This window comes from Phytomonospora sp. NPDC050363 (genome assembly GCF_040655735.1).
Lineage (GTDB): Bacteria > Actinomycetota > Actinomycetes > Mycobacteriales > Micromonosporaceae > Phytomonospora.
The window spans coordinates 753,265-778,097 of the sequence record NZ_JBFAKK010000001.1 but is presented as its reverse complement, the minus strand read 5'-3'; the positions used below and the strand labels follow the sequence as shown (position 1 = coordinate 778,097).

The following is a 24,833-nucleotide window of genomic DNA, read 5'->3' as shown; positions in this document are numbered from 1 at the left end:
CGGGTCACGAGAGGAGCGCGATGTCCCACCAACGACACGGCGACGGCCACTCCCACGAACCGGTGGAGGCCAAGGAAGAGATCGACTGGCTCGGTGAGGCCGAGCGCCTCGTCCAGGCCGCCGAGGACGACGCCGCCTGGTACGCCGAGGTCGCCGCGCTGCTGGTCCGGCCGGATGACCGGCTCGCCGTCGACTTCGCCTGTGGCGGTGCGGGCATGGCCGCCGCGTTCGCCGCGCGGTCGCCGGAGCTGACGGTCGTCGGTGTCGACCGGGACGCCGCGATGTACGCGCCGGTCACCGAACGCCTTCCCGGTGTGCGGTTCGCGACCGGATCCTTCGAGGACGATCCGGCCGTACTGCGCGAGGCCGTCGGCGGGGAGGCCGACCTGATCTGGGCGCGCAACGCCGTCCACCACGCCTCCGACGGCCAGGCGGCCGTCGGCACACTGGCCGCGCTGCTGGCACCGGGGGGACGGCTCGTGCTGTCCGAAGGGGGCCTGAAGCCGCGCTTCCTGCCATACGACCTCGGTGTCGGCGAGCCCGGACTCGAAGACGGACTGCACGCCGCGACGCACCGGCGCTACCGGCGCGTCGCGCACCACGTGCGCATGAGGTACGACTGGCCGGTCGCGCTGCGCGAGGCGGGACTGGTCGAGGTCACCAGCCGGACGGTGCTCACCGACCTGCCGGCACCGCTCGCCGACGCCGAGCGCGAACGGGTCCTGCGCACACTCACCCGCATGGTGGGCCACAGCTACGACGATCTCGACGCCGTCGACCAGGCCGCCTGGGACCGTCTTCTCGATCCCGCCGACGAGGCCTGGCTCGGCCGGCGGGAGGACCTGTTCCGCCTCGACGCCCGGACCCTCCACATCGGACGACGACCGTCCAGGTGAACGCGGCCGGACTCCTCGCCGCGGTCCGCCCGGGCCACACGCTCCACCCGCACCAGGTCAGCGCCCTCGACGGCCTCGCCGCCAAGCTGCGCGGCGAGTCCCGGCGCGCGTGGCTGGTGCTGCCCCCGGGGGCGGGCAAGACCCTCGTCGGAATCGAGGCCGCCCGGCGGCTCGGGCGCCCGATCGTGGCCTTCGGTCCCAACACCGCCATCCAGGGCCAGTGGCTGGCCGAGTGGAGCCGGCTCGGTCCCACCCCGCCCCCGGCCTCGGCCGACCGAGGGCTGAAATCGGTGTTCACCGCCCTGACCTACCAGTCGCTGGCCACCTTCGACCCGGAAGCCGAGGTCGACCCGGACGGCGCGCAGCGGCCCTCGCACATCGATCGCCTGCGCGCCCAGGGCCGCGAGCTGGTCGCCGCGCTGGCCGCGCGCCCGGTGACGCTGATCCTCGACGAGTGCCATCACCTGCTCGACGTGTGGGGCGAACTGCTCGCCGAGGTGCTCGACGAGCTCCCGGACGCCGCGGTCATCGGGCTGACCGCGACACCTCCGACGGCGCTGACACCGGCCGAGTCGGCGCTGGTGGCCAAGCTGTTCGGGGAGGTGGTGTCCGGCCCGTCGATTCCCGCGGTGGTCCGCGAGGGACGGCTGGCGCCTTACGCGGAGCTGGCCTGGTTCACCACGCCGACCGATCGCGAGCGGGCGTGGCTGTCGGCCCAGTCCGAGCGTTTCGGCGAGCTCACCGCCGACCTCGTCGACCCCGCCTTCGCCACGGTCGGCTTCCTTCCCTGGCTCGACTCCTATGTGGTGCGGCGCTCGCACCGGGCGGCCGAGGGGTCGGCGATCCCCTGGCACCGCTTCGCGCGCGAGCGGCCGGAGATCGCCGACGCCGCGCTTCGCTTCCATCACGCGGGCCTGCTCGCCCTGCCCGAGGGCGCCCGGCCGCACGAGGCGCACCGCCGGGAGCCCGACGCCGACGACTGGATGCGGTTGCTGCACCCCTACGCGCGGCATTTCCTCGGCCGCAGCGCTGACCTGCGCGACAAGCACGCCCTCGACGCGGTCAAACGGGCACTGCCGGGGCTCGGCTACCAGATGACGGCGCAGGGCATCCGGAGCGGACGCTCGCCCGTCGACCGGGTCATCGCTCGCAGCGCGGCCAAGACGGGGGCGGTGCGCGACATCCTCACCGCCGAATGGGACGTCCTCGGCGACCGTCTGCGCGCGGTCGTGGTCTGCGATCACGAGCAGGCTCGGGCGACGCTGCCGTCGCGCCTGATCGGCGTGCTCGACGAGGACGCCGGCTCGGCGCGGCTGGCGCTGCGGGTCCTCGCCGGACTGCCGTGGGCGAAGCCCATGCTGGTCACCGGGCGGTCGGTGGCCGCGCCGAGGGAGGTCGCGGCGGCGTTCTCGGAGTTCGCCGCTCGGGTCGCCCCGGACCTGCGGCTCGATCCGCTCGGGGACGGCGAGATCACCGCCGTGACCGGAAGCTGGTCCTCCCGGCGGTGGATGCCCCTGGTGACGCGGTTCTTCGAGGAGGGCGGTGCCCGGGTGCTGGTCGGCACGCGCGCGATGCTCGGCGAAGGCTGGGACGCCAAGGGGGTCAACACGCTGGTGGACCTGACCGAGGCCACGACCGGGACCGCGGTGGTCCAGCTGCGGGGCCGTGCTCTGCGCCTCGATCCGCGGTGGCCGGAGAAGGTCGCGCACACGTGGTCGGTGGTGTGCGTCGCCGAGGACCACCCGAAGGGCGCCGCCGACTACGAACGCTTCGTCCGCAAGCACGACGGGTACTTCGGCGTCACCGAGAACGGCGACGTCATGGCGGGAGTGTCCCATGTGGATGCCCGCCTCTCGCCGTACGCGCCTCCTCCCCCGGCCGCGTTCGACGCGTTCAACGCCGAGATGGCCGCCCGCGCCGCCGACCGGGACCGCACGCGCGCGCTGTGGCGGGTCGGCGAGCCATTCGACGACCGGGTGGCGCACGCGGTGCGCATCGTCGGCGGCACCCGCCCGAGTCTGAGCGCGGCCTTTCCACCGCGCTCGGTGCTCACCCCCAGCGGGATGTCGAAAGCCGCCAAGAGCCGCGGGATCCTCGTCCCCGCGCTCGCCCTGGCCGCCATCGCGATGTTCGCGTTCGGCCTGATTCCGGCGGGCGCCGTGTTCGCCGGCATGGCGCTCATGGCGCTCGGGATCGATGCCGGACGCGCGGGCCGTGCCGGGCGTGCCCTCCACGACGCGGCCGTCTCCGGCGGGGATGTCGCCGCGATGGCCTACGCCACGGCCGAGGCGCTGCACCGGGCGAAACTCATCGCACGCGGAGCCGAGGCCGTCGACCTGGCTCCCGACGAGGGCGGTGCCTGGCGCGCGGTTCTCCGCGAGGTGTCCACCGAGGACTCCGCCCTGTTCGCCACTGCCCTCGACGAGGTCCTGTCGCCGCTCAGCGACCCCCGCTACCTCGTCGCGCGCTATGTCGTCGACGATCCCGGCCCCGGCCCCTTCGCACGGATGAGGCGAGGATGGCCCCGTCCGCACCGCTGGCGGGCCGAGCACGCCGTCGTCCATCACGCGGTGCCCTCGGCACTCGCCGACCACCGCAGGCGAGCCGATCTCTTCGCGCGATCGTGGAGCAGGTGGGTGGCCGAGACCCCTGCCGTCTACACCCGGGCCCCAGAGGGCGCGCTCCTGCTGGCCGCGCGCCGGGGCGCCTCCCCCATGGACGCCACCACCGCGCTCCGGCTCTCCTGGGGGTAGCGGGGGTGTAGCCCTCCCCATTGCCCCGCCGCGAATCCACTGGCTAGCCTCAGGCATCATGCTTCCACTACTCAACTAGTGAAAGGGTGGTGACGCATGATCGAGTTCCGGATCGACCGGCGCTCGGGAGTCAGCACCTACCTCCAGCTCGTCCACCAGGTGCGGCACGCACTCCGGCTGGGCATGCTGGCGCCGGGTGATCGTCTCCCGACCGCCAGGGAGGTCGTGGCCGCCACCGCGATCAACCCGAACACGGTCCTGAAGGCCTACCGCGAGCTCGAACGCGAAGGACTCGTCGAACCCCGCCCGGGGCTCGGCACCTTCGTCAAGCGCTCGCTGGCCCAACCCGAACTCGCCAGTGACGGCCCGCTGCGCGCGGCCATCGACTCCTGGGTCGGTGACGCGCTGGCCGCAGGGCTCGAACGCGAAGACGTCGAGGCGCTCGTCACGTCCGTGCTGGACGAGCGCTACTGACCACCTCGAACGAAGGATCACAGTGAGCACACACGCTCTCGAAGCCCGAGCCCTGGGCAAGAAGTACCGGCGCGCATGGGGATTGCGCGACTGCACGTTCCAGCTCCCGACCGGCCGCGTGTCCGCCCTCGTCGGCCCCAACGGCGCCGGCAAGAGCACGCTGATGGCGCTGGCCGCCGGGCTCCTGCGCCCGACCGAAGGCGAGGTCACCGTCTTCGGCAACACCCCCGACGGCAGGGGAAGCCCCGACGGCCTCGCCTTCCTCGGCCAGGACAAGCCCCTCTACCCGACCTTCACGGTCGCCGAGATGCTGCGCGCGGGCCGCGAACTCAACACCGGCTGGGACCAGGAATACGCCGAAGGGCTCATCGCCGAGGCGCGTGTACCGCTCAACGCCAAGATCGGGAGCCTGTCGGGCGGCCAGCGCACGCGAGTCGCGCTCGCCCTCGCGCTGGGCCGCAGACCCCGCCTGCTGATGCTCGACGAACCGCTCGCCGACCTCGATCCGCTCGCCCGCGAGGACGTCATGCGCACGCTGATGGCCGAAGTCGCCGAGACTGGCATGACCGTGCTGCTCTCCTCGCACGTCCTCGCCGAACTCGAAGAGGTCTGCGACCACCTCGTCCTCATCGTCGACGGGTCCGTGGCGATCTCCGGCGACGTCGACGAGCTGCTCGCCGGGCACCGGCTCCTCATCGGCGCCAAGCCGGCCGGCGGGATGGACTTCGGCCCGCACACGGTGGTCCAGGCGAGGACGACCCCGCGGCAGGCGACCGTACTCCTGCGCACGACCGAACCGGTCGACCTGCCCGACTGGGACAGCGACCAGCCCAACCTGGAGGAACTCGTGCTCTCGTATCTGCGCGCCAACGGTGAGAGGAGCGCGGCGTGATCTGGGTCGCCTGGCGCCAGCAGCGCCTCACCGTTCTCGCCACCCTGGGCCTCGGCGCCGCCATCGCGGCGGCGATGACGGTCCTGCGTCTGGTCGCGACGTCCTACATGGACGACCACGGCATCGCCGGCTGCGCCACAGCCGGGCCCGGTTGTGACTCCAACGCCCTCCACGAGTTCTACGAGGCCTTCGGCGGCATTCAGACGCCGCTGATCCTGCTGCTGTTCGCGCTGCCGCCGGTGGTCGGCGCCTTCGTCGGCGGCCCGCTCTTCGCCCGCGAGATCGAGCGCGGCACCCACGTCTTCGCGTTGACGCAGGCGATCGGCCGGACCCGCTGGTGGGCGACGAAGCTCGCCGTGGGAGCCCTGCCGGCGCTGGCGGGGATGCTGTTGCTCGGACTGGTGGCGACCTGGGCTTTCGACCCGCTCGCCTACCTGACCTCCAGCCCGGTCCGCACACCCGGGTTCGAGACGCAGGGCCTGGTCGTGGCCGCCTACACCGTCCTCGCCTTCGCGATCGGATCGACGGCCGGACTCCTGCTGCGCAACACGCTCGGAGCGATGGTGGTGACGATCGTGCTCTACATCGTGCTGCTCGTCGGTGTCGGCGGATTCCTGCGCGAGCACTACGCCGAGCCGGTCGGGCGGACCGAGTCGATCGGCTTGGACGGGCCCACCGAGGACGAGCAGACGCTGAGCGACACGTGGCAGGTCGACCACGCCTACCTCGACGCGGCCGGCAACGAGGTCGAGCCCCAGTTCAAGCCCGACTGCGGCGGACCCGAGGAGTGCATGCGCGCGCAGGGCATCGACGCGTTCTACATCGCCTACCATCCGGCCGACCGCTTCTGGCGCTTCCAGCTCACCGAGACCGCGCTGTTCGCCGGTGTCGCGCTACTGGTCGTGGGCGCCGGAGCCTGGGCCGTGCGGCGAGTCAGCAACTAGGGGCGGCCGGCGGAAACGGCGAAGCCCCCGGCCCGTGGCGGGTCGGGGGCTTCGCCGTTCTGCTCAGTCGTCGATGGGGTGCAGCACCCGGTGCAGGAAGGTGCGGGTCCGCTCGTGCTGCGGATCCCCGATGACCTGCGCGGGCGTGCCCTGCTCGACGATGACACCACCGTCCATGAAGATCACCCGGTCGGCGACCTCGCGGGCGAAGCCCATCTCGTGGGTGACCACGAGCATGGTCATGCCCGACTCGGCCAGGTCGCGCATGACCGTGAGCACGTCGCCGACGAGCTCGGGGTCGAGCGCCGACGTGGGCTCGTCGAAGAGCATCAGGTGCGGCTTCATCGCCAGCGCACGGGCGATCGCCACACGCTGCTGCTGGCCGCCGGAGAGGCGGGCCGGGAACTCCTCGGCCTTCTCGCCGACACCGACCGAGGCCAGCTGCTCCCGCGCGGTCTTGCGCGCGGTCGCCTTGTCGACCTTGAGGACCTTGCGCAGCGCGACCGTGACGTTCTCCAGCACGTTGAGGTGCGGGAAGAGGTTGAACTGCTGGAACACCATGCCGATGCGGCGGCGGGCCCGGTCGAGATCGCAGTCGCGGTCGGTCAGCACGACCCCGTCGACCTCGATCTCGCCCGCGCTGGGCTGTTCGAGGAGGTTCACGCAGCGCAGCAGCGTCGACTTCCCCGAACCCGACGGGCCGATCACGCACACGACCTCGCCGGCCTTGACCTCGACGTCGATGCCCTTGAGGACCTGGAGATCCCCGAAGGACTTGTGCAGCCCCCGGATGCTGACCATGGCCCGTCCGGCGGGCTCGTAGCCGTGCTCGGCGGGGACCTCGGACTCGTGCTCCGCGGCCGCCTCCGTGGCCGGCTCGGGGTTCTGGTTCTCGCTCATCGCCCCCGTCACCTCGCCTTCGCCTGTCGGGCTTCCAGCCGCCGGACGAGATAGCCCAGCGGGATCGTGATCAGCAGGTAGGTCAGGCCGGCCAGCACGAACGGTGTCGAGTTGCTGTGCTCGGTGGCCAGGTCGTTGCCGATCTTGGACAGGTCGGCGGTGCCCGCCGTGATCCCGATGGCGAACACCAGCGAGGAGTCCTTGAACAGCAGGATCAGCTCGTTGGTCAGCGGCGGGATCACGATCCGGATCGCCTGCGGCAGCACGATCGTGATCATCGCCCGGGGCGCCGACATGCCCAGCGAGCGGGCGGCCTCGACCTGTCCCTTCGGGACGGCCTGGATGCCCGCCCGGAAGGTCTCCGCCATGTAGGCGGCCGAGACCAGGCCGAGCGCGAGCGCGACCGTGCCGAACGGCGGGAACGGCAGCTCACGGCCGGGCATCGCGATCGGAAGACCGAAGGCGAGGATGAGGAACACCAGCAGCGCCGGAACGCCGCGGAAGATCTCGATGTAGCCGTGCGCGAGGATCCGGTTGAGCCGCAGCGCCGACAGCCGCATGACCGCGATCAGCAGGCCGAGCAGGAAGCCCAGGGTGTAACCGGAGACCGTGTAGATGACGGTGTTGACCAGGCCGACGGTGAACAGCTCGGGCCACACCTCGCCGAGCATGTCGACGTTGAAGAAGTTGACCTGGATGCGCTCCCAGTCGACCATCGTGATCGCGAGGATCGCGACGGCGACGAGCGCGACGTACTGCCCGCCGATGCCGACCTTGCGGCGCTGCCGGGGCGTGAACCCGGTCCGCGAGCGCGGACCGGGTTCGGCTTTGGCCGTGTTACTCATGAACCGCTCGGGCCGGGGACGGGCGCGGCGCCGATCCACTTCTGGTAGATCTCGTCGTACTTGCCGTTGGCGCGGGCCTCACTGAGGGCCTCGTTGATGGCCTTGAGGAGCACCGGGTCGGCGGCCTTCTTCAGGCCGAAGCCGTACTGGGCGCCGGTCGTGATCGTGCCGCCCAGTTCGAAGGCGGAACCGATCTCGGACTTCTTGAGCCACTCGGAGATGACCGGAAGGTCCTGGAGGATCACGTCGACGGTGCCCGCCTTGAGCGCCTCGAGCTGCTTGCCGGCGTCGTTGAACTGCTTCGGGTCGAGACCGTTGTCCTGGGCGTAGCTCAGGCTGGTGGTGGCGGTCTGCACGCCGAGCGTCAGGTTCTGCGACTTCACCTCGTCGATCGACATGATCTTCTTGCCGGTCGGGGTCATGAAGGCGATGGCCTCGTCGAAGTACGGGTCCGAGAAGGTCAGGTGCTGCTTGCGCTCGTCGGTGATCGTCATACCGGCGGCGGCGAGGTCGCAGGTGCCGGCCTCAAGGGCGGCGCCGCTCTTGATCTGGTCGAACTGCATGTCGACGATCTTCTGGGTCACGCCCAGCTTGGCCGCGGCGAGGTCGACGATGTCGACGTCGAAGCCCTGGACCTTGCCGTCGACGTCCTCCTGGAAGGGCGGGTAGGGAAGGCTCGTGCAAACGGTCAGGGCTCCCGCTTCGACCAGGACGACCGACGCACCCGAGGGCGTCTCGGTCGACGTCTGCTCTTTGGCGCACGCGGTCACCGCCAAAGTCGCGGCGAGCACGAGCCCGCCGAGTGCCGCCAGCCGGCGGTGGCGTCCAATAACCACGGGGACCTCCATGGGGATATGTCTACGGTCAAGGTTCGAGCAGTTTAGATGCGTCAATGCCTGTGCGGGGGGTCGGTGAATGGTTGTTATAACTCTGTGCCCGAGGGCAATCGGAGGGGCAGCCGCCGGTGCCCGGCCTCCGACCCGATGAGACTATGCCGGTCCGGTGTCCGCTTTGTTGCCATTGATCATCCGAGACGTGTTCCGGCTGGTCAGAGCCCTGTCGACGGGTTCTTCAGTGAGCCTGGCGTCCCTCCGCCGGGTGACGGCCGACGGTCCGGAAACCGCGGTCCGTCCGTCGCCCGGGACCTGTGGTTCGGCGGTGCCGGACCGGATGATCCGGCGCCGAGTACGCCATTACGCGCCATTCCCGACGCCGATCAACGAAACACCATGGCGGGTCAGTCGAGTGACAGCGCGCGCCGACGGCCGGAAGCTTGCGGTGAAGCGAACCTGGGGGAGCCACCGATGGAGTCTTCTGTTCTCGCCGGACCGTCCTACGTCATCTGGGACATCACCTACGCCTGTCCGTTACGGTGCGTCCACTGCTATTCGGAGTCGGGCCGCAGGCCCTCCCGGCAGCTGTCCGCCGCCGAACTGGAGACCGTCGCCGACGCGCTGATCTCTCTGCGTCCCGGCCAGATCGCCTTCTCCGGCGGTGAGCCGATGAGCGTGCCGAACCTGTGCTCGCTCGCCTCCCGCATCCGTGCGGCCGGTATCGAGACGGCGATCTACACCAGTGGCTGGTCGCTGACGCCTCGCGCGGCGGGCGAACTCATGGACTGTTTCAGCGAGATCCACATCAGCGTGGACGGGGCCGACGCCGCCACCCACGACCGGATCCGCGGCCGTGCCGGCTCCTTCGAGCGGGCCATGGCGGCCCTGTCCGCGCTGAACAAGGAGGCCGACCTGCGCTACACCGCGGGCCAGGCGCCCTTCCGCTTCGGCATCGACAGTGTCGTGATGCGCGGCAACGTCGACGGGCTCGAACGCTTCTGCCGCGAGGTGCTCCCCCGCTTCCCGATGCTGCACACGGTCCTGTTCGGCGCCGTCGTCCCCTCGGGGCTCGCCAGCCGGGAGGGCTTCGCCCGTCACGAGCTGCTCACCGAGGACCAGGTGGACCGGCTGACCGGCACGGCGTTCCGGGCGCTGCTGAGCGGCCTGGCGCCCTCGACGGTCGACGTGCAGACCACCGGCAACCGGGAGCTCCAGATGCATCCGGACCTGATCGCCGACGGGATGGTCTTCCCCGCGATGCAGGTCGAGCCCGACGGTGAGGTGCGCGCGATGCCCATCTACGAGGGCACCGTCGGCAACCTGCTGCGCGAGCCCGCTCCGGAGCTGTGGAAGCGCTCGGTCGAGCGCTGGAGCGATCCCTTCGTGACCGCGGCGCTGGCGGGCGCGCGGACCTGGCCGCAGTGGGCCGAGGCGACCCGCAAGATCGACGAGCATTTCGGCACCGAGGAGGTCCGCGCCAGAATCGGCGCGCGGCCGGCCTACCCGAGTCCCGGCGCGGACGGCTAGGCCGGGCCATGGGTGCCGTCTCACCACCCGGGAACGGTCTGCTCGCCGACTGCGCACGCTCCGCCCTCGCCCGCCACGGACTCGTCGACTGGCAGGTCAAGCCCAACGGGGACTGGTATCTCGCCGAGCCCTTCGCCGGCGGCGGTCCCGTGCAGGGCTGGAAGCTGCACATCTCGGCGACTCCCCTGTCCGCGCCCGTCGTCCTGGCACGCGCGGCCGACATCCTCGCCCGCCGTCGCTGTCCGTTCAAGTTCGCCGCCGACCTCGACGCCGTGCGCGAACTCGGCGCCGCGCATGCCCCGCGCGGCGGCGGCGGGAAGTTCATCACCGCCTACCCGCCCCACGAAGGCGAGGCCTGGCGCGAACTGACCGCCGAACTCGACGAGGCGACCAGGGGCCTGCCCGGCCCGGGGATCCTCTCCGACCGGCCGGTGCGGCCGGGAAGCCTCGTCCACTACCGCTTCGGTGTGTTCACCGGCGTCGAGGCCCTGTCGGCCGACGGCACCTTCGAGTCGATGCTGCGGGCCCCCGATGGAACGCTGGTCCTCGACCGGCGCGAAGCGTGGTTCAAGGCGCCCGACTGGGCCCCGCCCGACCCGCTGACGGTGACCCGTGAGCCGCGCGCGGCGGGCACCGGCGGCCCGGTCCTGCTCAACGACCGCTACCTGGTGACCGGCGCCGTGCGGCACTCCTTCACCGGCGGGGTCTACCGGGCCACCGACCAAAGCGACGGCGTCGCCGTCATCGTCAAGCAGGCCCGCCGCCACAGCGGCGCCGACCTCTCCGGAGCCGACGCCCGCACCGTGCTGCGCCACGAGGCCGACCTCCTGCTGCGCTTCAACGGATCGGGCCTGACTCCCGGCTTCGTGGAGACCTTCACCCAGCAGGGCGACCTCTTCCTGGTCGAGAAGGCCATCGCGGGGCAGAACCTGCGGCTGTGGGTCGCCCGCAATGTGCGGGCGGACGAGTCCGACTGGGGCCCGCCGCCGGCCTCCGTCGCGCGGATCGCACGCGGACTGTGCGACGTGGTGGAACGCGTCCACGGTGCCGGCTTCGTGCTGCGCGACCTCAGTCCCGGCAACGTGATGGTCGACGGCCGGATGCGGGTGCGGATCATCGACCTCGAACTGGTCGCCGTACCGGGCGAGCCGGTCGTACGCGCCTACACGCCCGCTTACGGCGCTCCCGAGCAGGTCGAGGCCGCCTGGCTGGCACCCGCTCCCGACTCGACCGCCGACCTGTTCGCCCTCGGGGCGACCCTTTTCCACCTGGTGACCGGCATCGACCCGCAGCTGGCCGCCGACGAACCACCGGTCCGCAAGGCGCCCGGGAGGATCGCCGCCTGGCTCACCCGGCTCGGCGAGGGCAACACCGCCGCCGCCTCGCTGGCGCCCACGATCATCGCGCTGATGGACCCCGACCCGGCCCGCCGCCCGGGAATCGAGGCCGTGCGGGCCGCGATCTCCGCCCTCGACGACGCCTCACCGGCGCCGGCACCGAGGCGCCGCGTGCCCTGCGGCGAGCTCGCCGTCGACGGCCTCGTCGGGCACCTGGGCCACGATGGACCTCGACAACCCCGATCGCCTGTGGCCGCAGGATGCCTTCGCCGCGCGAACCGACCCGCTCAACGTCCAGCACGGCGCCGCCGGAGTCCTCGCCGCCCTGCGGCTGGTGCGGCCGCGCGACGCGGTGCTGCGCGAGTCGATCCGCGACATCGCCGCCTGGATCGACGCGCGCGTCGCGCCGGAAGGCCCGGTGCTGCCCGGAATCCACTTCGGACGCGCCGGGACCGCCTGGGCACTGCTGGACACCGGGCTCGACCTCGGCATGGCGCCGCTCGTCGAGTCGGCCGTGGCTCTGGCCCGCCGGCTGCCCACCGCCGTCGACAATCCCGACGTGTGCCACGGCCTGGCCGGTGCCGGGCTGACCTGGCTGCACTTCGCCGCCGCCACCGGCGACGAGGAGTTCGGCCGCAGGGCCGTCGAGGCCGCCGAGTTGCTCGCCGAGCGGGCGGTGCACGACGGCGGACTGCTCATCTGGCCGGTGCCGAAATCCTCCCCGTCGGTCTTCGCGGGGTCGGCTCACTACGGCTTCGCGCACGGCACCGCCGGGATCGGGGCCTTCCTCCTCGCCGCGCACCGGGCGACCGGCCGCGAGGACTTCGGCGAACTGGCCGCCGAGGCCGGGCGGGGCCTGGCCAAGCTCGCGCGGATCGACGACGGCGCGGCCCGCTGGCCCGACGTCGCCGGAGGCCCGATCAAGAACAACTGGTGCGCGGGCGCCTCGGGCGTCGGCACCTTCCTGGCCCAGTTGTGGCTGACCACCGAGGATCCGCACTCGCTCGCCCTCGCCGAGGCCGCCGCCGGAACCGTCCGGCGCGCCCGGCGGCACGCCGGCACCTGCCAGTGCCACGGGCTCGCCGGCGACGGAGAGTTCCTCCTCGACCTGGCCGCCGTGACCGGCGACGAGCGGTATCGGGACTGGGCCGGCGAGATCGCCGACTCGCTGGCGACGCGGTCCGTCCTGCGCTCCGGGCGCGTGGTCGTGCCCGACGAGTCCGGCGTCGGCGTCAGCGCCGACTTCGGCACCGGACTGGCCGGCGTGCTGGCCTACCTGACGCGGCTGCGAAACGGCGGACGCCGTTTGTGGCTGCCCGAAGCGTTCACCGGAGACAGGTGAACGAAAGACCCTACGCACGAAACGGAGGAGGTGAACACGATGGAATTCGACCTGACGAACATCACGCCCGAGACGGACGTGGAAGCTCTCCAGGTGCTGCATGACGAGGAGACCGAGGTCGGTCTGTACCCCTGCAGCTACACCTGCGGTCACACCTGCCAGGTGACCTTCAAGCCCAGCAAGTGATCGCGAGGCCCTGTTCGGAGCACGAACCAGGTGCTCCGAACAGGGCTCCACGGCCGAAGACAGTCCGTCGGCACGTGGTCCATCTGTGGATGTTACGCCGTGCCCGATGAACCCGTGAGCCCGTGAGGAGGCCGGGATGCCCGCCCGATCCGCGCCCAGAGCCCCCGTCGCGGGCGTGATCCCCCGTCGGCTGAGCTTCCAGTTCTCCGCCGACGGTGAGCGCGGCGCCTGCCTGGTGGCCGACGGCTCGCCGCGTCCGCTGGTCGAGGCGTGGTCGCTGACCGGGCCGCGGCCGGTGTCGCGGATCCTGCCGAGCGATGAGCTCCCACTGGAGGGAACGCAGTTGGTGCCGTGCGCCGACGGCCGGGTCCTGGGGATCCACAGTGGGCCGACCGGCCGTCGCCTCGGCGTCCTCTCCTCCTATGGGGAGCAGCCCGTCGGCGCGCCGCCCGGCGAGGCGCTGCGAGGACTGGTCAGCCGGGACCCGTCGGTGCTGGCCTGGCTGCTGCTGTGCCACGGCGGTGAGCGCACGACCCTTTACGCCGTCGAGTCGATCAGCCTCGCCCGGCGGGCCGTGTCCTGCTTCGAGGGCAGGGTGACCGGCCCAGTGTGGTGGGACGCCTCCGGACGGACGCTCACGGCCACGGTCATCGCGGGAGGTGAACGGCGGGTCCTGCGTGTCGACACCGCTTCGGGAATGACGGCGCGGACGGACCTGAGCGTGGCGCCGCTGGCGGTCTCGCCGTTCGGGAAGGTCCTGGGCACCGCGCGGGGACCGCACGGAACCGTCGTCGGCTGGCTCGACCCGGACGGCTCCCGGCTGCGCTGTCCACCCGCACTGGAAGGAAGCACGGGCTCGCTGCGGCCACTGGCCTTCGATCCGACCGGGACCATGCTGGCGTTTCGCCTCACCGAGGGTGCGACATCGCGGCTGCTGGTCGGCGAGGTCGGTTCCGACGAGGTCGCCGACGTCGAGCTGCCACCGGGGGTGATCCGTGCCGCGGGATGGGGAAGGCGCGGCCTGCACCTGGTGTACACGACCCCGGCCTCTCCCGCGGTCCTGGCCACGATCAACGAGCAAGGGCACGCTCTTGCGCCTGCGCTGCCCGGCGGTGCGGCTGCGGAGGCGAGGCTGGAGTGCTTCGACGGACCGGCCGGATCGATCGAGGCAGTCTGCTACGGCGACCGTCGCTCCGCCGGAGTCGTGGTCCTGGCCCTGCACGGCGGCCCGGAGGCGGCCTGGGAGTTCGCCTGGGACCCCGTGCTGCGCGCGTGCTCGGCGGCCGGAATCGCCGTCGTCGCGCCGAATCAGCGCGGCAGTGTCGGTTACGGCACCGCCCACCGCCGCGCGATCGACGGCTCCTGGGGCGGTCCCGACCTCGCCGACGTGCTCTACCTGCGGCGGACACTCGCCGCCGATCGCGGCGGCGCGCCGCCGGCGCTGTTCGGAACGAGCTACGGGGCCTTTCTCGCGCTTCTCGCCGCCGCAGCCGAGCCGGACGGTTGGTCGCGCTGCGCCGCGGTCGCGCCGTTCCTTTCGGCGGAGCGCCTCTACGCCGACGCCTCCAGCGCCGTCCGGTCGATGATCGACCGCCTCCGGGGGCGCGCGGAGCCGACCGACGACCTCGGCCCGCGCGACCTCGACCGGCTCGCCGCCCACATCGCCGCGCCGGTGTTCTGCATCCACGGCGCCCGCGACGACGTGATCCCCGTCGCCCATTCCCGGCGACTCGTCGAGCGACTGCGGACCGCCGGGCGGCTGCGCCCGGACGAGGTCCACTATCGCGAATCGGCCGAAGGCGGCCACGACCCGCTCAACGGGCCCGGCGGAGCGGCCCTGACCACCGAGCTCGTCGCCTTCCTGCTGAACGGAGCCCCGTGATGGACGAGACCGGGGCACCGGCGCGCGACCGCTTCCGGCTGCCGCGCCTGGCGGTCCTCGCGCCGCTTGCCACGGCGGGTTCCTTCGCCTTCGAACTCGTCGCGCAGGGCGCCTCCCTGCTCATGCCCCTGCTACTCGCCGACGTCGTCGACGGGGTGCTCGACGGCCGCACAGCGCCCCGGGCGCTCGCGCTCCTCGCCGGACTGCTGGTGCTACGGGTGGCGTGCGAGGCCGCCGGCGGCCTGGCGGACACCGCCGCGAGCACCGGCGTCACCGCTCGGTTGCGCCACCGGTTCACGCGCCACGTCCTCGCCCTGGGCATCGGCGGTCTGCGGCGGTATCCGCCCGGCGATCTGGTGGCCAGGCTCGCCGGGAACACCAGCGCCGCCGGGCACGCCGTGCCCGCTCTGGCCTACATGGCCCTGTCCGCGCTGACCACCCTCGGAGGTCTGGTCGCGCTGTGGCTGATCGACTGGCGCCTCGGCGCGGTCTTCCTGCTCGGCGCGCTGCCCTCGACCTACCTGCTGCGCAGGCTCACCAGGGACGTCACCGACCGCTACGCCCGCTACCTCGACCTGCTCGGAGCGATCTCGGGGAGACTCGCCGACGCCCTCGGCGGATCGCGCACGATCCGGGCGAGCGGGACCGCCGGACGCGAGATCGACCGGGTCCTCCAGCCGCTCCCGGACCTGCGCGCGGCCGGTGTGCGCACCTGGGACACGCAGCGCGCGATCGCGTGGAAGATCGACACGGTCATCACCGTCTTCCGGGTCGGCGTGCTCGCCGTGGCCGGTGCCGGTGTGGCCGCCGGACGGCTGACACCCGGCGACTTCCTCGCCGCGGCGATGTACCTGTCCATCGCGCTCGGCTTCCTCGACCAGGTCGACAACCTCGTGACCCTCGCCGAGGCCGACGCCAACACCGAACGGGTCACCGCCCTCCTCGACGAACCCGTGGCCGCCGCCTTCACCGGCCGCGAGCCGCCGGCGGGTCCCGGTTCCCTCTCCTTCCACGGTGTCGGGCTCAGGCACGACGAGCGGATCGTGCTCGACGGCCTCGACCTGCAAGTCGAGGCCGGTTCCTGTGTGGCCGTCGTCGGGCGCTCCGGCTCGGGCAAGAGCAGCCTCGCGCTTCTCGCCGGCGGCCTCCTGACGCCCGACGAAGGCGAGGTGCGCCTCGATGGAGTCCCCCTCACCCGCATACCCGCCGAGCGACTGCGCCGGGACTTCGCCTACGCCTTCGACCGGCCGGTCCTGCTCGGCGCGACCGTTGCCGAGGCCGTCGCCTACGGCGGAGGCGGCGAACGGGTCCGGGACGCGGCGAGGACGGCGTCGGCCGACGAGTTCGTCCAGCGCCTCCCGGACGGCTACGACACGCCGATGTCGGCGGCCCCGCTCTCCGGAGGGGAGACGCAGCGACTCGGCCTGGCCCGCGCGCTGGCCGCGGACGGCAAGGTACTCGTCCTCGATGACGCCACCTCGGGCCTCGACACCGTGACCGAGGCGCAGGTCGCCGAGGCGCTGACGGCGCGCCTGGCGGGACGGACCCGGCTGGTCGTCGCCCACCGGGCCTCGACCGCCGCGCGGGCCGACCTGGTCGCGTGGCTCGACGGCGGTCGCGTGCGGGCCTTGGGGCCGCACCGTCGGCTGTGGACCGAAGAACCCGGCTACCGGGCCGTCTTCGGCGGAGAGGCGGACTCGTGAAGCCCGGCACCGCTGTGCTCCTCAGCTCCTTGCGCGAGCGCCGATCACCACTGCTGCGGCTCGCGGCGTGGTCGGTGGTCGAGGCGACGCCCGCGCTGGCGTCCGGCCTGCTGATCGCCGCCGCGACCGACGCCTTCGTCGCCGGCCGGCTGTGGGCCGGGCTCGGCCAACTCGCGCTGCTCCTGGCCGCCTCCCTCGTCGGCGTCGCGGCCACCCGGAAGCTGTTCCCCTACCTGACCGAGATCGTCGAACCGGTGAGGGACGCGCTGCTCTCGGCCGCGGTGTCGGGCGCGGTGACCTCGGCGGCCGAGGACGGCGAAAACGACGCCTCGGCCGTCGCGCGGCTCACCGGACAGGTCCAGTCGGTCCGCAATCTGCTCTTCGCCCTGCTCCGGACGGTCCGGCAGATCCTCTTCACGGTCCTCGCCGCGCTCGCCGGGCTGGCCCTGCTCGCGCCCCTCGTCGCCGCGATCAGTGCGGTCTCGGTCCTGCTGGCGCTGGGGCTCTTCGTCCTGGTGCTGCCCGGTCTCGCCCGGCGGCACCGGGGCGTGCTGCTCGCCGGTGAGGACGTCGCCGCCGAGGCCGGCGCGGTCCTGCACGGCGCGCGTGACGTGATCGCGTGCGGCGCGGCCGGGCGCGCGGCCGCCGAGGTCGGCGTGAAGATCGACGAGGAGGCGCGCGTGACGCGAGGACTCGCGCGCGTCTTCGCCACCCGCCATCTGCTGGTCTTCCTCGGCGGGCAGCTGCCGTTGGTCGCGGTGCTCGCCGCCGCGCCGTGGCTCCTGCGCGACGGGCGGCTGTCACCGGGCGAGGTCGTCGGCGCGGTCACCTACCTGTCGGTCAGTCTCGAACCCGCCCTGCGCGGTGTCATCGGCCTGCTGGGCGGCTGGGGCCTCGACCTGTACGTCAACCTCAACCGGCTCGGCGAGACCCTCGGATCCAAGCCCGCCGCCGAGGCGTCCGCGTCACCGCTCGGCCCGCTCGACCTGTCCGTCCACGATCTGACCTTCGCCTACGGCGAGCGCTCGGCACCGGTCGTGGCGGGACTGGAGCTGGATCTTGCGGCGGGGGGCCATCTCGCCATCGTCGGCGCCAGCGGAATCGGCAAGTCGACGCTCGCCGACCTGCTGTGCGGTCTGCGCAGGCCTCGAAGTGGCCGGGTGCTGCTCGGGGGCGCCGACATCGCCGGGATTTCGGCCACCGCGCTGCGCCGGACGGTCGCGCTGATCCCGCAGGAGGCCTATGTCTTCACCGGGACGCTCGCGGAGAACATCGGCTATCTGGCGCCGGGTGCCGACGAGGCCGCGCTGCTGCGTTCGGCGCGGGCCGTCGGGCTGGGCGAACTCGTCGACCGGGTCGGTGGGCTGTCCACCGTGGTCGGTTCGGGCGGGGTCGAGCTGTCCGGCGGGGAGCGGCAGCTGGTCGCGCTGGCACGCGTGCACGCCTCCCCCGCAGGGATCGTGGTGCTCGACGAGGCGACCTGCCTGCTCGACCCGGCCGCCGAGGAACGGGCCGAGGCCGCGTTCGCCGAGCGGCCGGGTTCCCTCGTGGTCATCGCCCACCGGATCAGTTCGGCGCGGCGGGCGGGGGCCGTGCTGCTCCTCGACGGGGACTGCGCCTATTTCGGCACGGACGCCGAACTGGCCGCGACGTGCGCCCCCTACGCGGCGCTCACCGGCTTCTGGGACTGCGAGTCCGGCGTCACCGCGCTCCGCTCGTCCAGCGGTCGATGACGTCGTCGAGGATGTCGAGCGGGATCGATCCGTGCGCGAGGACCCGGTGGTGGAACTCGCGGACGTCGAAGGCCGTGCCGAGGGCGGCCCGCGCCCGGGCCCTGGCGCGATCGATGCTCAGGCGTCCGACCATGTAGGCGAGCGCCTGTCCGGGCCAGGCGATGTAGCGGTCGACCTCGTTGGCGATGTTGCTCTCCGACAGGGCGGTGTTGTCGCGCATGTACTCGACGGCCCGCATCCGCGACCAGCCGTAGTGGTGCATCCCGGTGTCGACGACGAGGCGGCAGGCGCGCCAGGCGTCGAAGGACACCATGCCCAGGCGGGACAGTTCGCTGGTGTAGAGGCCCATCTCCTCGCTGAGCCGCTCGCTGTAGAGGCCCCAGCCCTCGGAGTGGGCGGTGACGTAGGCGAAGCGGCGGAAGTCGGGAATGCCGCGCAGGGCTTGGGCGAGCGCGAACTGGAGGTGGTGGCCGGGGACGGACTCGTGGAAGGCGAGCACCTCGTACTCGAAGCGGGTGCGCAGGTCGGGGCGGTGGGTGTTGACGACGTGGGCGCCGGGCCGGCTTCCGTCGGCGGCGGGGGCGAGGTAGTAGCCGAGGACGGAGTCGGCGGCCTCGACGGGGTCCATCTCGCCGACGACGCAGGGGGCGATGTCGTAGTGGCGGAACCAGCCGGGGAGGGCTTCCTCGGCGGCACGGAGCGCGCCGGTCACCGAGTCGACGATCTGGGCGGAGGTCTCGAAGCGCAGCGCGGGGTCCTCGCGCAGGCGACGGATGACCTCGGCGGTGTCGCCGACGCCGAGGGCGCGGCCGCCGCGTTCGGCGAACTCCTCGCGCAGCCCGGCGACGAGCGCGAGGCCGGTCTCGTGCATCTCCTCGGGGGTGAGTTCGGTGGTGGTGTGGGCGCGGGCGGCGTTGCGGTAGGCGGTCTCACCGCCGGGGACGTTGCCGACGCCGACCTTGTCGGAGGAGCGCCCGACGGGGAGGAGTTCCTCGGCGAGCGTGGTGCGGTAACGCGCGACGGCGGGGCGGACGACGTTCTCGACGAGTTCCGCTGCGCGGGACTTCCAGGCGGCGGGATCGGCGGCGCCGGCCGCTTCGATGCCGAGCAGCGGGTCGCGGCCCAGCGGGTTGGTGAGGTATCCGTCCAGCTGGGCGATGGTCTGGCGGACGCCGAGGGCGGTCGGGAAGCGGCCGTCGGCCTTGGCGTCGAGGTAGCGGCGGCCGAGGCCGTCGAAGAAGCCGCCGAGCCGGGACAGGCGGGTGAGGTAGGCCTGCGCACGTGCCTCGTCGGCGACGTTGGCGATGGGAAGGATGGCGATCATCTCGGCGAAGACACCGGATGTGGTCGCCGTGACGCCGACCTCGGTGATGCCGTCGTCGAGCGCGTCGCGCCGGTCGCGGATGGTGCGGGCGAGCATGGCGTGGGTGATGCGGTCCTCGCCGGTGAGGCCGGCGGCGTCGATCGCGTCCAGGCGGGCGGCGAGGCGTCCGAGTGTGTCCCGGTGCTCACGGGCGGCTGCGCGGCCGGGGTCGGGCACCTCGGCCTCGTAGCCGGTGATCCCGTTGGCGGTGGCGTAGACGGGTTCGGCGGCGCAGTCCGCGTCGAAGTAGTCGCGGGCCAGTTCCGCGAGTGGATTCGTCATGAGCCGATCGCCTCCTAAGCCTTACATCCGGGTTCGCTTGCGAAGGCTATCCCCCGGGTCGGCTCGGCGGCGACGGGTTAGCGGGCAGTGGTCGCCGCGAACTGTTCGAGCCTGCCGTCGCGCATGGCCAGGGCCCGGTCGGCGAGGTCGAGGTGGCGCAGGTCGTGGGTGACGAGGACCGTGGCGGTGCGCCGTTCGCGGGTGATGTCGCGCAGGAGGGCCACGACGGCGTGGCCGCGTTCGGCGTCGAGGGCCGAGGTCGGTTCGTCGACGAGGAGGACGGCCGGGCTGCCCATGAGGGCGCGTGCGACGGCGATCCGCTGCCGCTCTCCGCCGGAGAGTTCGTGCGGGCGTTTGCCGCTCTTGGCCGACAGGCCCACATAGTCGAGGAGCTCGCACGCGCGTGTCCGCGCGGTCTCCCGGTTCGCGCCGGTGACGTGCGCGACGAGGAGCAGCTGGTCGAGCGCGGTGAGGGAGGCCAGCAGGTTCGCCTGCTGGAAGACGAAGCCGACGCGTTCACGGCGGAGCCGGTCACGGCCCTTCTGGCCGAGGGACGACACGTCGACGCCGTCGACGGTGACGGTTCCCGCCTCTGCCGTGACGAGGGTGCCGGCGACCGCGAGGAGGCTCGACTTGCCCGACCCGGAGGGGCCGGTGACGGCCACCAGTTCACCGGGCCCGACGGTCATGTCGACGTCGTCGAGGGCTGTGAGGCGGCGGTCTCCGTCCGGGTAGGTGAGGCGGACGCCGGTCATGGTCAGGGTCATCGGGCTGCTCCGAGCGCGGTGAGGGGATCGACGGTGGTGGTGCGGCGGACGCACGCGGCGGCGCCGAGGAGGCCGACGGCGACCATCGCCGCGACCGGGACGCCGACGGTCTGCGCGTCGAGGACGAAGGGCACGGCTCGCGAGGCGAGCGCGCCGAGTCCTGCGGCCGCAGCGCCACCGGTGGCCGAGCCGATGACGAGGACCGCGAGGGCCTGGCCGAGGGCGTCGCGCAGTAGGTAGCCGCGACTGCCGCCGATGGCGCGGACGACGGCGAGGTCCTGCGAGCGCTGCATCGTCCACACGGTGAAGAAGGCGCCGACGATCAGCACCGACACGCCGAGGAGGAGGCCGCGCATGAGGGTGAGCGAGCCCTGTTCGGAGGAGTAGCCGCCGACGGCGGCGTAGGCGTCCTCGCGGGTGACGGTGAGCGTCTGCGGGGTCGAGCCGGGGTCGCCGGTCAGGGCGACCGCGGTGACGCCGTCGGTGCGGGTGGTCTCCTGCCAGGTCGGCAGGGGCAGGTAGACGACGGGAAGGTGGTTGAAGGAGGTCTCGGCGACGATCTCGGTGACGGTGATGTTCCGGCCGCCGAGTGAGAGCCTCGCGCCGGGCGCGAGGTCGTGCGCCTCGGCGAGGTCGGCGGTGACCGCGGCCTCGCCCGGGCCGGGCGAGGTGCCGTCCTCCCGTTCGGGGTACAGCGAGGGGTCGGTGCCGATGAGTGTGACGGCGGCGGTGCCTCCGCCGATGTCGAGCCGGCCGGTGGAGACGCCCAGTCCGTGCGCGGACTCCACGCCCGGCCGGCCGGCGAGTTCGGCGACGGCCGTGGCGGGCAGCGCGCTGGTGGCGAAGGCGATGTCCTGCCCCTCGGCCGGGCGCTGGAAGGCGAGGTGGTCGGCGGGCAGGGCGGTGACCGCCGAGACGCTCGCCGCGCCGAGCCCCGCGGTCAGTCCGGTCAGCAGCACGACCATGAGCGTCATGAGCGCGATGACGCCGCCGAGCAGCGCGAAGCGGCCCTTGGCGAAGCGGAGGTCTCTCCAGGCGATGAACACCACCCAAGCCTTCGCCGGAAACGTCCCGCTCGCATCGGTGGCGGTGCTGGATCCGGTACCCGTCGAAAGTTGGAGGCCGGCGGCCCGAAGCGCGGTTAGGGTCGACTGGTCATGACCAGTGCGACTACGGCGCGGCCGGTGGCCTTCGCGCTTCTGAGGCGGGCTCAGCACGTGCTCTTCGCCGCGCTCCTGCTGGTCGGCGCGGTGCGGTCGGTCGCCGAGGGGCGCCCGGCCCTTCCGGTCCTGCTCGGCGCGGCGGCGGTGGCCGCCTGGTACGTCGCCGGGGCGGCGGTGTCGCGGCGCTCGTCCGACCGGAGGCTGGCGGCGTGGTGGCTGCTCGGCCTGGCTGCGGGCTGGGCCGGCCTGTCACTGCTCTCGGCCGACTTCGTCTGGGTCGTCTTCCCGCTGTTCCTGCTGTGCCTCCAGATGCTGCCGATGCGGTACGCGCTGTGGTGCGTGGTGGCGCTGACGGCCGCGGCGATTCTGCTCGTCGCCGTCGGCCGTGGCGGGTTCGGCGTCGCCGCCGCCCTCGGACCGGTGATCGGCGCGGCCGTCGCGGTGGTCATCACCGTCGTCTACCGGGACCTGCGGCGACAGAACGAGACCCGCGACCGGCTCCTCGCCGAGCTCACCGCGGCCCGGGACCGGCTCGCCGTCAGCGAACGCAGGGCCGGGACCCTGGCCGAGCGCGAGCGCCTGGCCCGCGAGATCCACGACACCGTCGCGCAGAGCCTGGCGAGCATCGTCCTGGTGCTGCGGTCGGCCCGCGATGCCTACCGGGACGCGCCCGAACCCGCGCGCAGGCAGGTCGACGCGGCCCTGACCGCTGCGGGGGACGCGCTCGAAGACACCCGGCGGCTGGTGCGCGCGCTCGCTCCGGCCGAACTCGACGGCGGTTCGCTGCCCGACGCGCTGCGAAGACTGGTCGCCGAGACGAGCGCCCTCGGCCTCGACGCGAGTCTCGTCGTCGACGGTGAGCCCGGCCTGCTGCCGACTCCCGTGGCGGTGGCGCTGCTGCGCACGGTGCAGGGGGCCGTCGCCAATGTCCGGGCACACGCCGATGCCACGCGCGTCGCGGTGACCCTGACCTTCCAGCCCACTGCGGTGGCCGTCGACGTAGTCGACGACGGGAAGGGCTTCGATGCCGCCCGCCCCTCCCCGGACCCGGCGACCGGCACGGGCATGGGGCTGGGCGCGATGCGCGACCGCCTCGCCGAGGTCGGCGGACGCCTGCACGTGGAGTCGGAACCGGGCGCCGGCACGGCCGTCAACGCCACCGTGCCGTGGGAGGGCCCGTGATCACCGTCCTCATCGTCGACGACCACCCCGTCGTGCGGGGCGGGCTGCGCGCGGCCTTCGACGCCGACGACGGGATCGAGGTCGTCGGCGACGCCGGCACCGGTGAGGCCGCGGTGGACATCGCCACCGAGACCGGACCGGACGTCGTGCTGATGGACCTCCAGCTGGGGACCGGCATCGACGGCGCCGAGGCCACCAGGCGTCTGCGAGCGCTCCCCCGGCCGCCGCGTGTCCTTATCCTCACCACGTATGACAGCGAGGCCGACATTCTGCGCGCCATCGAGGCCGGCGCGACCGGGTACCTCCTCAAGGACGCCGAACCCGCCGACCTGCGCGCCGCGATCCGCACCGCCGCGCGCGGCGAGACCGTCCTGGCGCCCTCGGTCGCGACGCGGCTGGTGTCGCGGGTCGGCAGACCGGCCGGGAACCTGACGCCCCGGGAGACCGAGGTGCTCCAGATGGTCGCCGAGGGCCGGGGCAACCGGGCCATCGCACGCGAACTGTTCATCACCGAGGCGACGGTGAAGTCGCATCTCGTGCAGGTCTACACCAAGCTCGGGGTGGACAGCCGGACCGCGGCCGCGGCCGAGGCGCGCAGGCGGGGCCTCATCCGCTGACCGTCAATCGCGCGTACAAGGCATTCGTGTCGGTGTTCGGGGCGACAATGTCGGCATGGAAACCGAAGCGGTCGCGCGGTTGCGCGTGCTGTGCCTGGCCCTGCCCGAGGTGACCGAGCGGCTCAGCCACGGCGAGCCGAGCTGGTTCGTGCGCGACAAGAAGCTGTTCGTGACCACCTCGGACAACCACCACGACGACCGGCTCGGCTTCTGGTGCGCCGCGCCTCCCGGTGAGGCCGCGGCCCTGGTCGCGGGCGATCCGGTGCGGTTCTACGTGCCGCCCTACGTCGGGCACCGCGGCTGGCTCGGCGTGTACCTCGACGTCGAGGGTGTCGACTGGCAGGAGGTCGGCGAGATCGTGAAGGAGGCGTTTCGGTGCGTGGCGCCCAAACGCCTCCTCGCCGAGCTCGACGCGGGACCGCTCAGCCCCTGAAGACCGCTCGCGCGCCGTAGTAGACGTGGTCGGTCCGCACCACGATCGTGCCCGCCGCCTTGTCGTGAAGGGCCTGCCGGTTCGGTCTGTCCCACATCGCCCAGCCTCCGTCGAGGTAACCCAGGCAGGGGAACATCCCGAAGGCGAAGGCCATCGAGGCCCGGCCCGTGGCCTGCGACCAGCCGACCGCGCCGCCGTCGGCGGCGCGGATCACGCGCAGCTTCATGGCCTTCTTGCCCACCGTGGCACCCCACTGCGCCACACACACCGTCTGGTAGACGGCGGTCAGGATCATCAGGGTCAGGAGCATCACGGTGTAGATCCCGAGGACGGCGGCCTGCGCCTGCGGGTCGGTGGCCCGGACCGGATCCCCGGCCTGGGTGTACTCCATACCGAAGCGGGCGCCGATGATCCCCTGGACCGGGAGCCAGAGGACGAAGAACACCGGGCCGAGGACGAGCTGGTCGATGATGAAGGCCGCGATCCGCTGTCCGACGTCGGCGAGCGGGACGCCTCCTCGCACCGGCGGGAACGCGTTGGGGTGGGGAAGGTGGGCGAGGTAGTAGGGCGCAGCCGGTGGCGTCTTCACGGCCGGCCCCCAAGGGGCTGTGGCGTGGTGGGACGGGGCGGGGCTCGGACGAGGGTGGTCGGGCGGCGTCCAGCCCGGATTGACGGTGTTCACGTCGGACTCCTGTTGGGCGAGCAGGTGGGCACGTCGACGAGCGGGCGGGATCGTCGTGGGTTCTCGAACGTCCCGGGGCCACGCCGGATGCGGCGAC

21 protein-coding genes and 1 pseudogene are annotated in these 24,833 nt (G+C 72.6%); 15 read left to right on the top strand and 7 right to left on the bottom strand.

The genetic code is table 11. From position 1 onward, the window contains the following. Nucleotides 1–20 precede the first annotated feature (20 nt). From AB0I28_RS03385 to AB0I28_RS03365, 5 genes are all read left to right on the top strand, one after another. Entirely contained in the window at nt 21–896 is an 876-nt protein-coding gene (locus AB0I28_RS03385) for a class I SAM-dependent methyltransferase (protein WP_357489072.1), read from the top strand. Next, nucleotides 893–3,649: a DEAD/DEAH box helicase family protein gene (locus AB0I28_RS03380; protein ID WP_357489071.1), complete on the top strand. Its 2,757-nt coding sequence runs from the start codon at nt 893–895 to the stop codon at nt 3,647–3,649. Before AB0I28_RS03385 ends, AB0I28_RS03380 begins: the two co-directional genes overlap by 4 nt. Before the next feature lie 96 nt (nt 3,650–3,745). Beyond that, on the top strand, nt 3,746–4,123 hold the full coding sequence (locus AB0I28_RS03375; protein ID WP_357489070.1) for a GntR family transcriptional regulator: 378 nt from the start codon (nt 3,746–3,748) through the stop codon (nt 4,121–4,123). A 22-nt stretch (nt 4,124–4,145) separates the two neighbouring features. Further along, nucleotides 4,146–5,015, top strand: coding sequence for an ABC transporter ATP-binding protein (locus tag AB0I28_RS03370; RefSeq protein WP_357489069.1), 870 nt, complete (start codon nt 4,146–4,148; stop codon nt 5,013–5,015). After that, on the top strand, nt 5,012–5,959 hold the full coding sequence (locus tag AB0I28_RS03365) for an ABC transporter permease subunit (protein WP_357489068.1): 948 nt from the start codon (nt 5,012–5,014) through the stop codon (nt 5,957–5,959). Before AB0I28_RS03370 ends, AB0I28_RS03365 begins: the two co-directional genes overlap by 4 nt. Before the next feature lie 63 nt (nt 5,960–6,022). Here the strand turns inward: AB0I28_RS03365 and AB0I28_RS03360 are convergent, their stop codons facing one another. The 3 genes from AB0I28_RS03360 to AB0I28_RS03350 all read right to left on the bottom strand — a co-directional run bounded on the left by AB0I28_RS03360 (nt 6,023) and on the right by AB0I28_RS03350 (nt 8,552). Continuing rightward, on the bottom strand, nt 6,023–6,760 hold the full coding sequence (locus tag AB0I28_RS03360) for an amino acid ABC transporter ATP-binding protein (protein ID WP_357489291.1): 738 nt from the start codon (nt 6,758–6,760) through the stop codon (nt 6,023–6,025). A 107-nt stretch (nt 6,761–6,867) separates the two neighbouring features. Beyond that, the gene (locus tag AB0I28_RS03355; protein ID WP_357489067.1) at nt 6,868–7,704 is read right to left on the bottom strand and encodes an amino acid ABC transporter permease; all 837 of its coding nucleotides are present in this window, start codon (nt 7,702–7,704) and stop codon (nt 6,868–6,870) included. Further along, complete coding sequence (locus AB0I28_RS03350; RefSeq protein ID WP_357489066.1) at nt 7,701–8,552, bottom strand: ABC transporter substrate-binding protein; 852 nt, start codon at nt 8,550–8,552, stop codon at nt 7,701–7,703. Before AB0I28_RS03350 ends, AB0I28_RS03355 begins: the two co-directional genes overlap by 4 nt. Nucleotides 8,553–9,008: 456 nt before the next feature. Between AB0I28_RS03350 and AB0I28_RS03345 the strand changes: the two genes are divergently transcribed. From AB0I28_RS03345 to AB0I28_RS03315, 7 genes and pseudogenes are all read left to right on the top strand, one after another. Then, nucleotides 9,009–10,064, top strand: coding sequence for a radical SAM protein (locus AB0I28_RS03345; RefSeq protein ID WP_357489065.1), 1,056 nt, complete (start codon nt 9,009–9,011; stop codon nt 10,062–10,064). A gap of 8 nt (nt 10,065–10,072) precedes the next feature. Continuing rightward, nucleotides 10,073–11,314, top strand: a pseudogene (locus AB0I28_RS03340) (hypothetical protein); the annotation flags it as partial. Between the two features lie 310 nt (nt 11,315–11,624). Beyond that, entirely contained in the window at nt 11,625–12,743 is a 1,119-nt protein-coding gene (locus AB0I28_RS03335) for a lanthionine synthetase LanC family protein (RefSeq protein WP_357489064.1), read from the top strand. 30 nt (nt 12,744–12,773) lie between these two features. Next, nucleotides 12,774–12,929 (top strand): hypothetical protein, encoded by a 156-nt coding sequence (locus AB0I28_RS03330; RefSeq protein ID WP_357489063.1) that lies wholly within the window; start codon nt 12,774–12,776, stop codon nt 12,927–12,929. Between the two features lie 136 nt (nt 12,930–13,065). Further along, entirely contained in the window at nt 13,066–14,811 is a 1,746-nt protein-coding gene (locus AB0I28_RS03325) for an alpha/beta fold hydrolase (RefSeq protein ID WP_357489062.1), read from the top strand. After that, entirely contained in the window at nt 14,811–16,514 is a 1,704-nt protein-coding gene (locus AB0I28_RS03320) for an ABC transporter ATP-binding protein (RefSeq protein ID WP_357489061.1), read from the top strand. The genes AB0I28_RS03325 and AB0I28_RS03320 overlap by 1 nt, the downstream gene beginning before the upstream one ends. Beyond that, the gene (locus AB0I28_RS03315) at nt 16,511–18,247 is read left to right on the top strand and encodes an ABC transporter ATP-binding protein (RefSeq protein WP_357489060.1); all 1,737 of its coding nucleotides are present in this window, start codon (nt 16,511–16,513) and stop codon (nt 18,245–18,247) included. Before AB0I28_RS03320 ends, AB0I28_RS03315 begins: the two co-directional genes overlap by 4 nt. Here the strand turns inward: AB0I28_RS03315 and AB0I28_RS03310 are convergent. The 3 genes from AB0I28_RS03310 to AB0I28_RS03300 form a co-directional block, all read right to left on the bottom strand. Next, nucleotides 18,216–19,892, bottom strand: a complete 1,677-nt coding sequence (locus tag AB0I28_RS03310; RefSeq protein ID WP_357489059.1) for a DUF885 domain-containing protein — start codon at nt 19,890–19,892, stop codon at nt 18,216–18,218. The genes AB0I28_RS03315 and AB0I28_RS03310 overlap by 32 nt on opposite strands. 77 nt (nt 19,893–19,969) lie before the next feature. Then, nucleotides 19,970–20,659, bottom strand: a complete 690-nt coding sequence (locus tag AB0I28_RS03305) for an ABC transporter ATP-binding protein (RefSeq protein WP_357489058.1) — start codon at nt 20,657–20,659, stop codon at nt 19,970–19,972. Continuing rightward, nucleotides 20,656–21,705: an ABC transporter permease gene (locus AB0I28_RS03300; protein WP_357489057.1), complete on the bottom strand. Its 1,050-nt coding sequence runs from the start codon at nt 21,703–21,705 to the stop codon at nt 20,656–20,658. Before AB0I28_RS03300 ends, AB0I28_RS03305 begins: the two co-directional genes overlap by 4 nt. Nucleotides 21,706–21,816: 111 nt before the next feature. Here AB0I28_RS03300 and AB0I28_RS03295 point away from each other — a divergent pair, with 111 nt between their 5' ends. From AB0I28_RS03295 to AB0I28_RS03285, 3 genes are read left to right on the top strand one after another with little or no spacing between them, the layout of a single operon-like run. Then, a complete protein-coding gene (locus tag AB0I28_RS03295; protein WP_357489056.1) occupies nt 21,817–23,004 on the top strand; it encodes a sensor histidine kinase in 1,188 nt (395 codons plus the stop codon). Next, nucleotides 23,001–23,621 carry a response regulator transcription factor gene (locus tag AB0I28_RS03290; protein ID WP_357489055.1) on the top strand — a complete coding sequence of 207 codons (621 nt, stop codon included), beginning with the start codon at nt 23,001–23,003 and terminating at the stop codon, nt 23,619–23,621. The genes AB0I28_RS03295 and AB0I28_RS03290 overlap by 4 nt, the downstream gene beginning before the upstream one ends. A gap of 55 nt (nt 23,622–23,676) precedes the next feature. Then, nucleotides 23,677–24,054, top strand: a complete 378-nt coding sequence (locus AB0I28_RS03285; protein ID WP_357489054.1) for an MmcQ/YjbR family DNA-binding protein — start codon at nt 23,677–23,679, stop codon at nt 24,052–24,054. On the opposite strand, the gene AB0I28_RS03280 is transcribed toward AB0I28_RS03285, so the two are convergent. Beyond that, nucleotides 24,044–24,643, bottom strand: a complete 600-nt coding sequence (locus AB0I28_RS03280; RefSeq protein ID WP_357489053.1) for an RDD family protein — start codon at nt 24,641–24,643, stop codon at nt 24,044–24,046. The genes AB0I28_RS03285 and AB0I28_RS03280 overlap by 11 nt on opposite strands. Nucleotides 24,644–24,833: the final 190 nt, after the last annotated feature.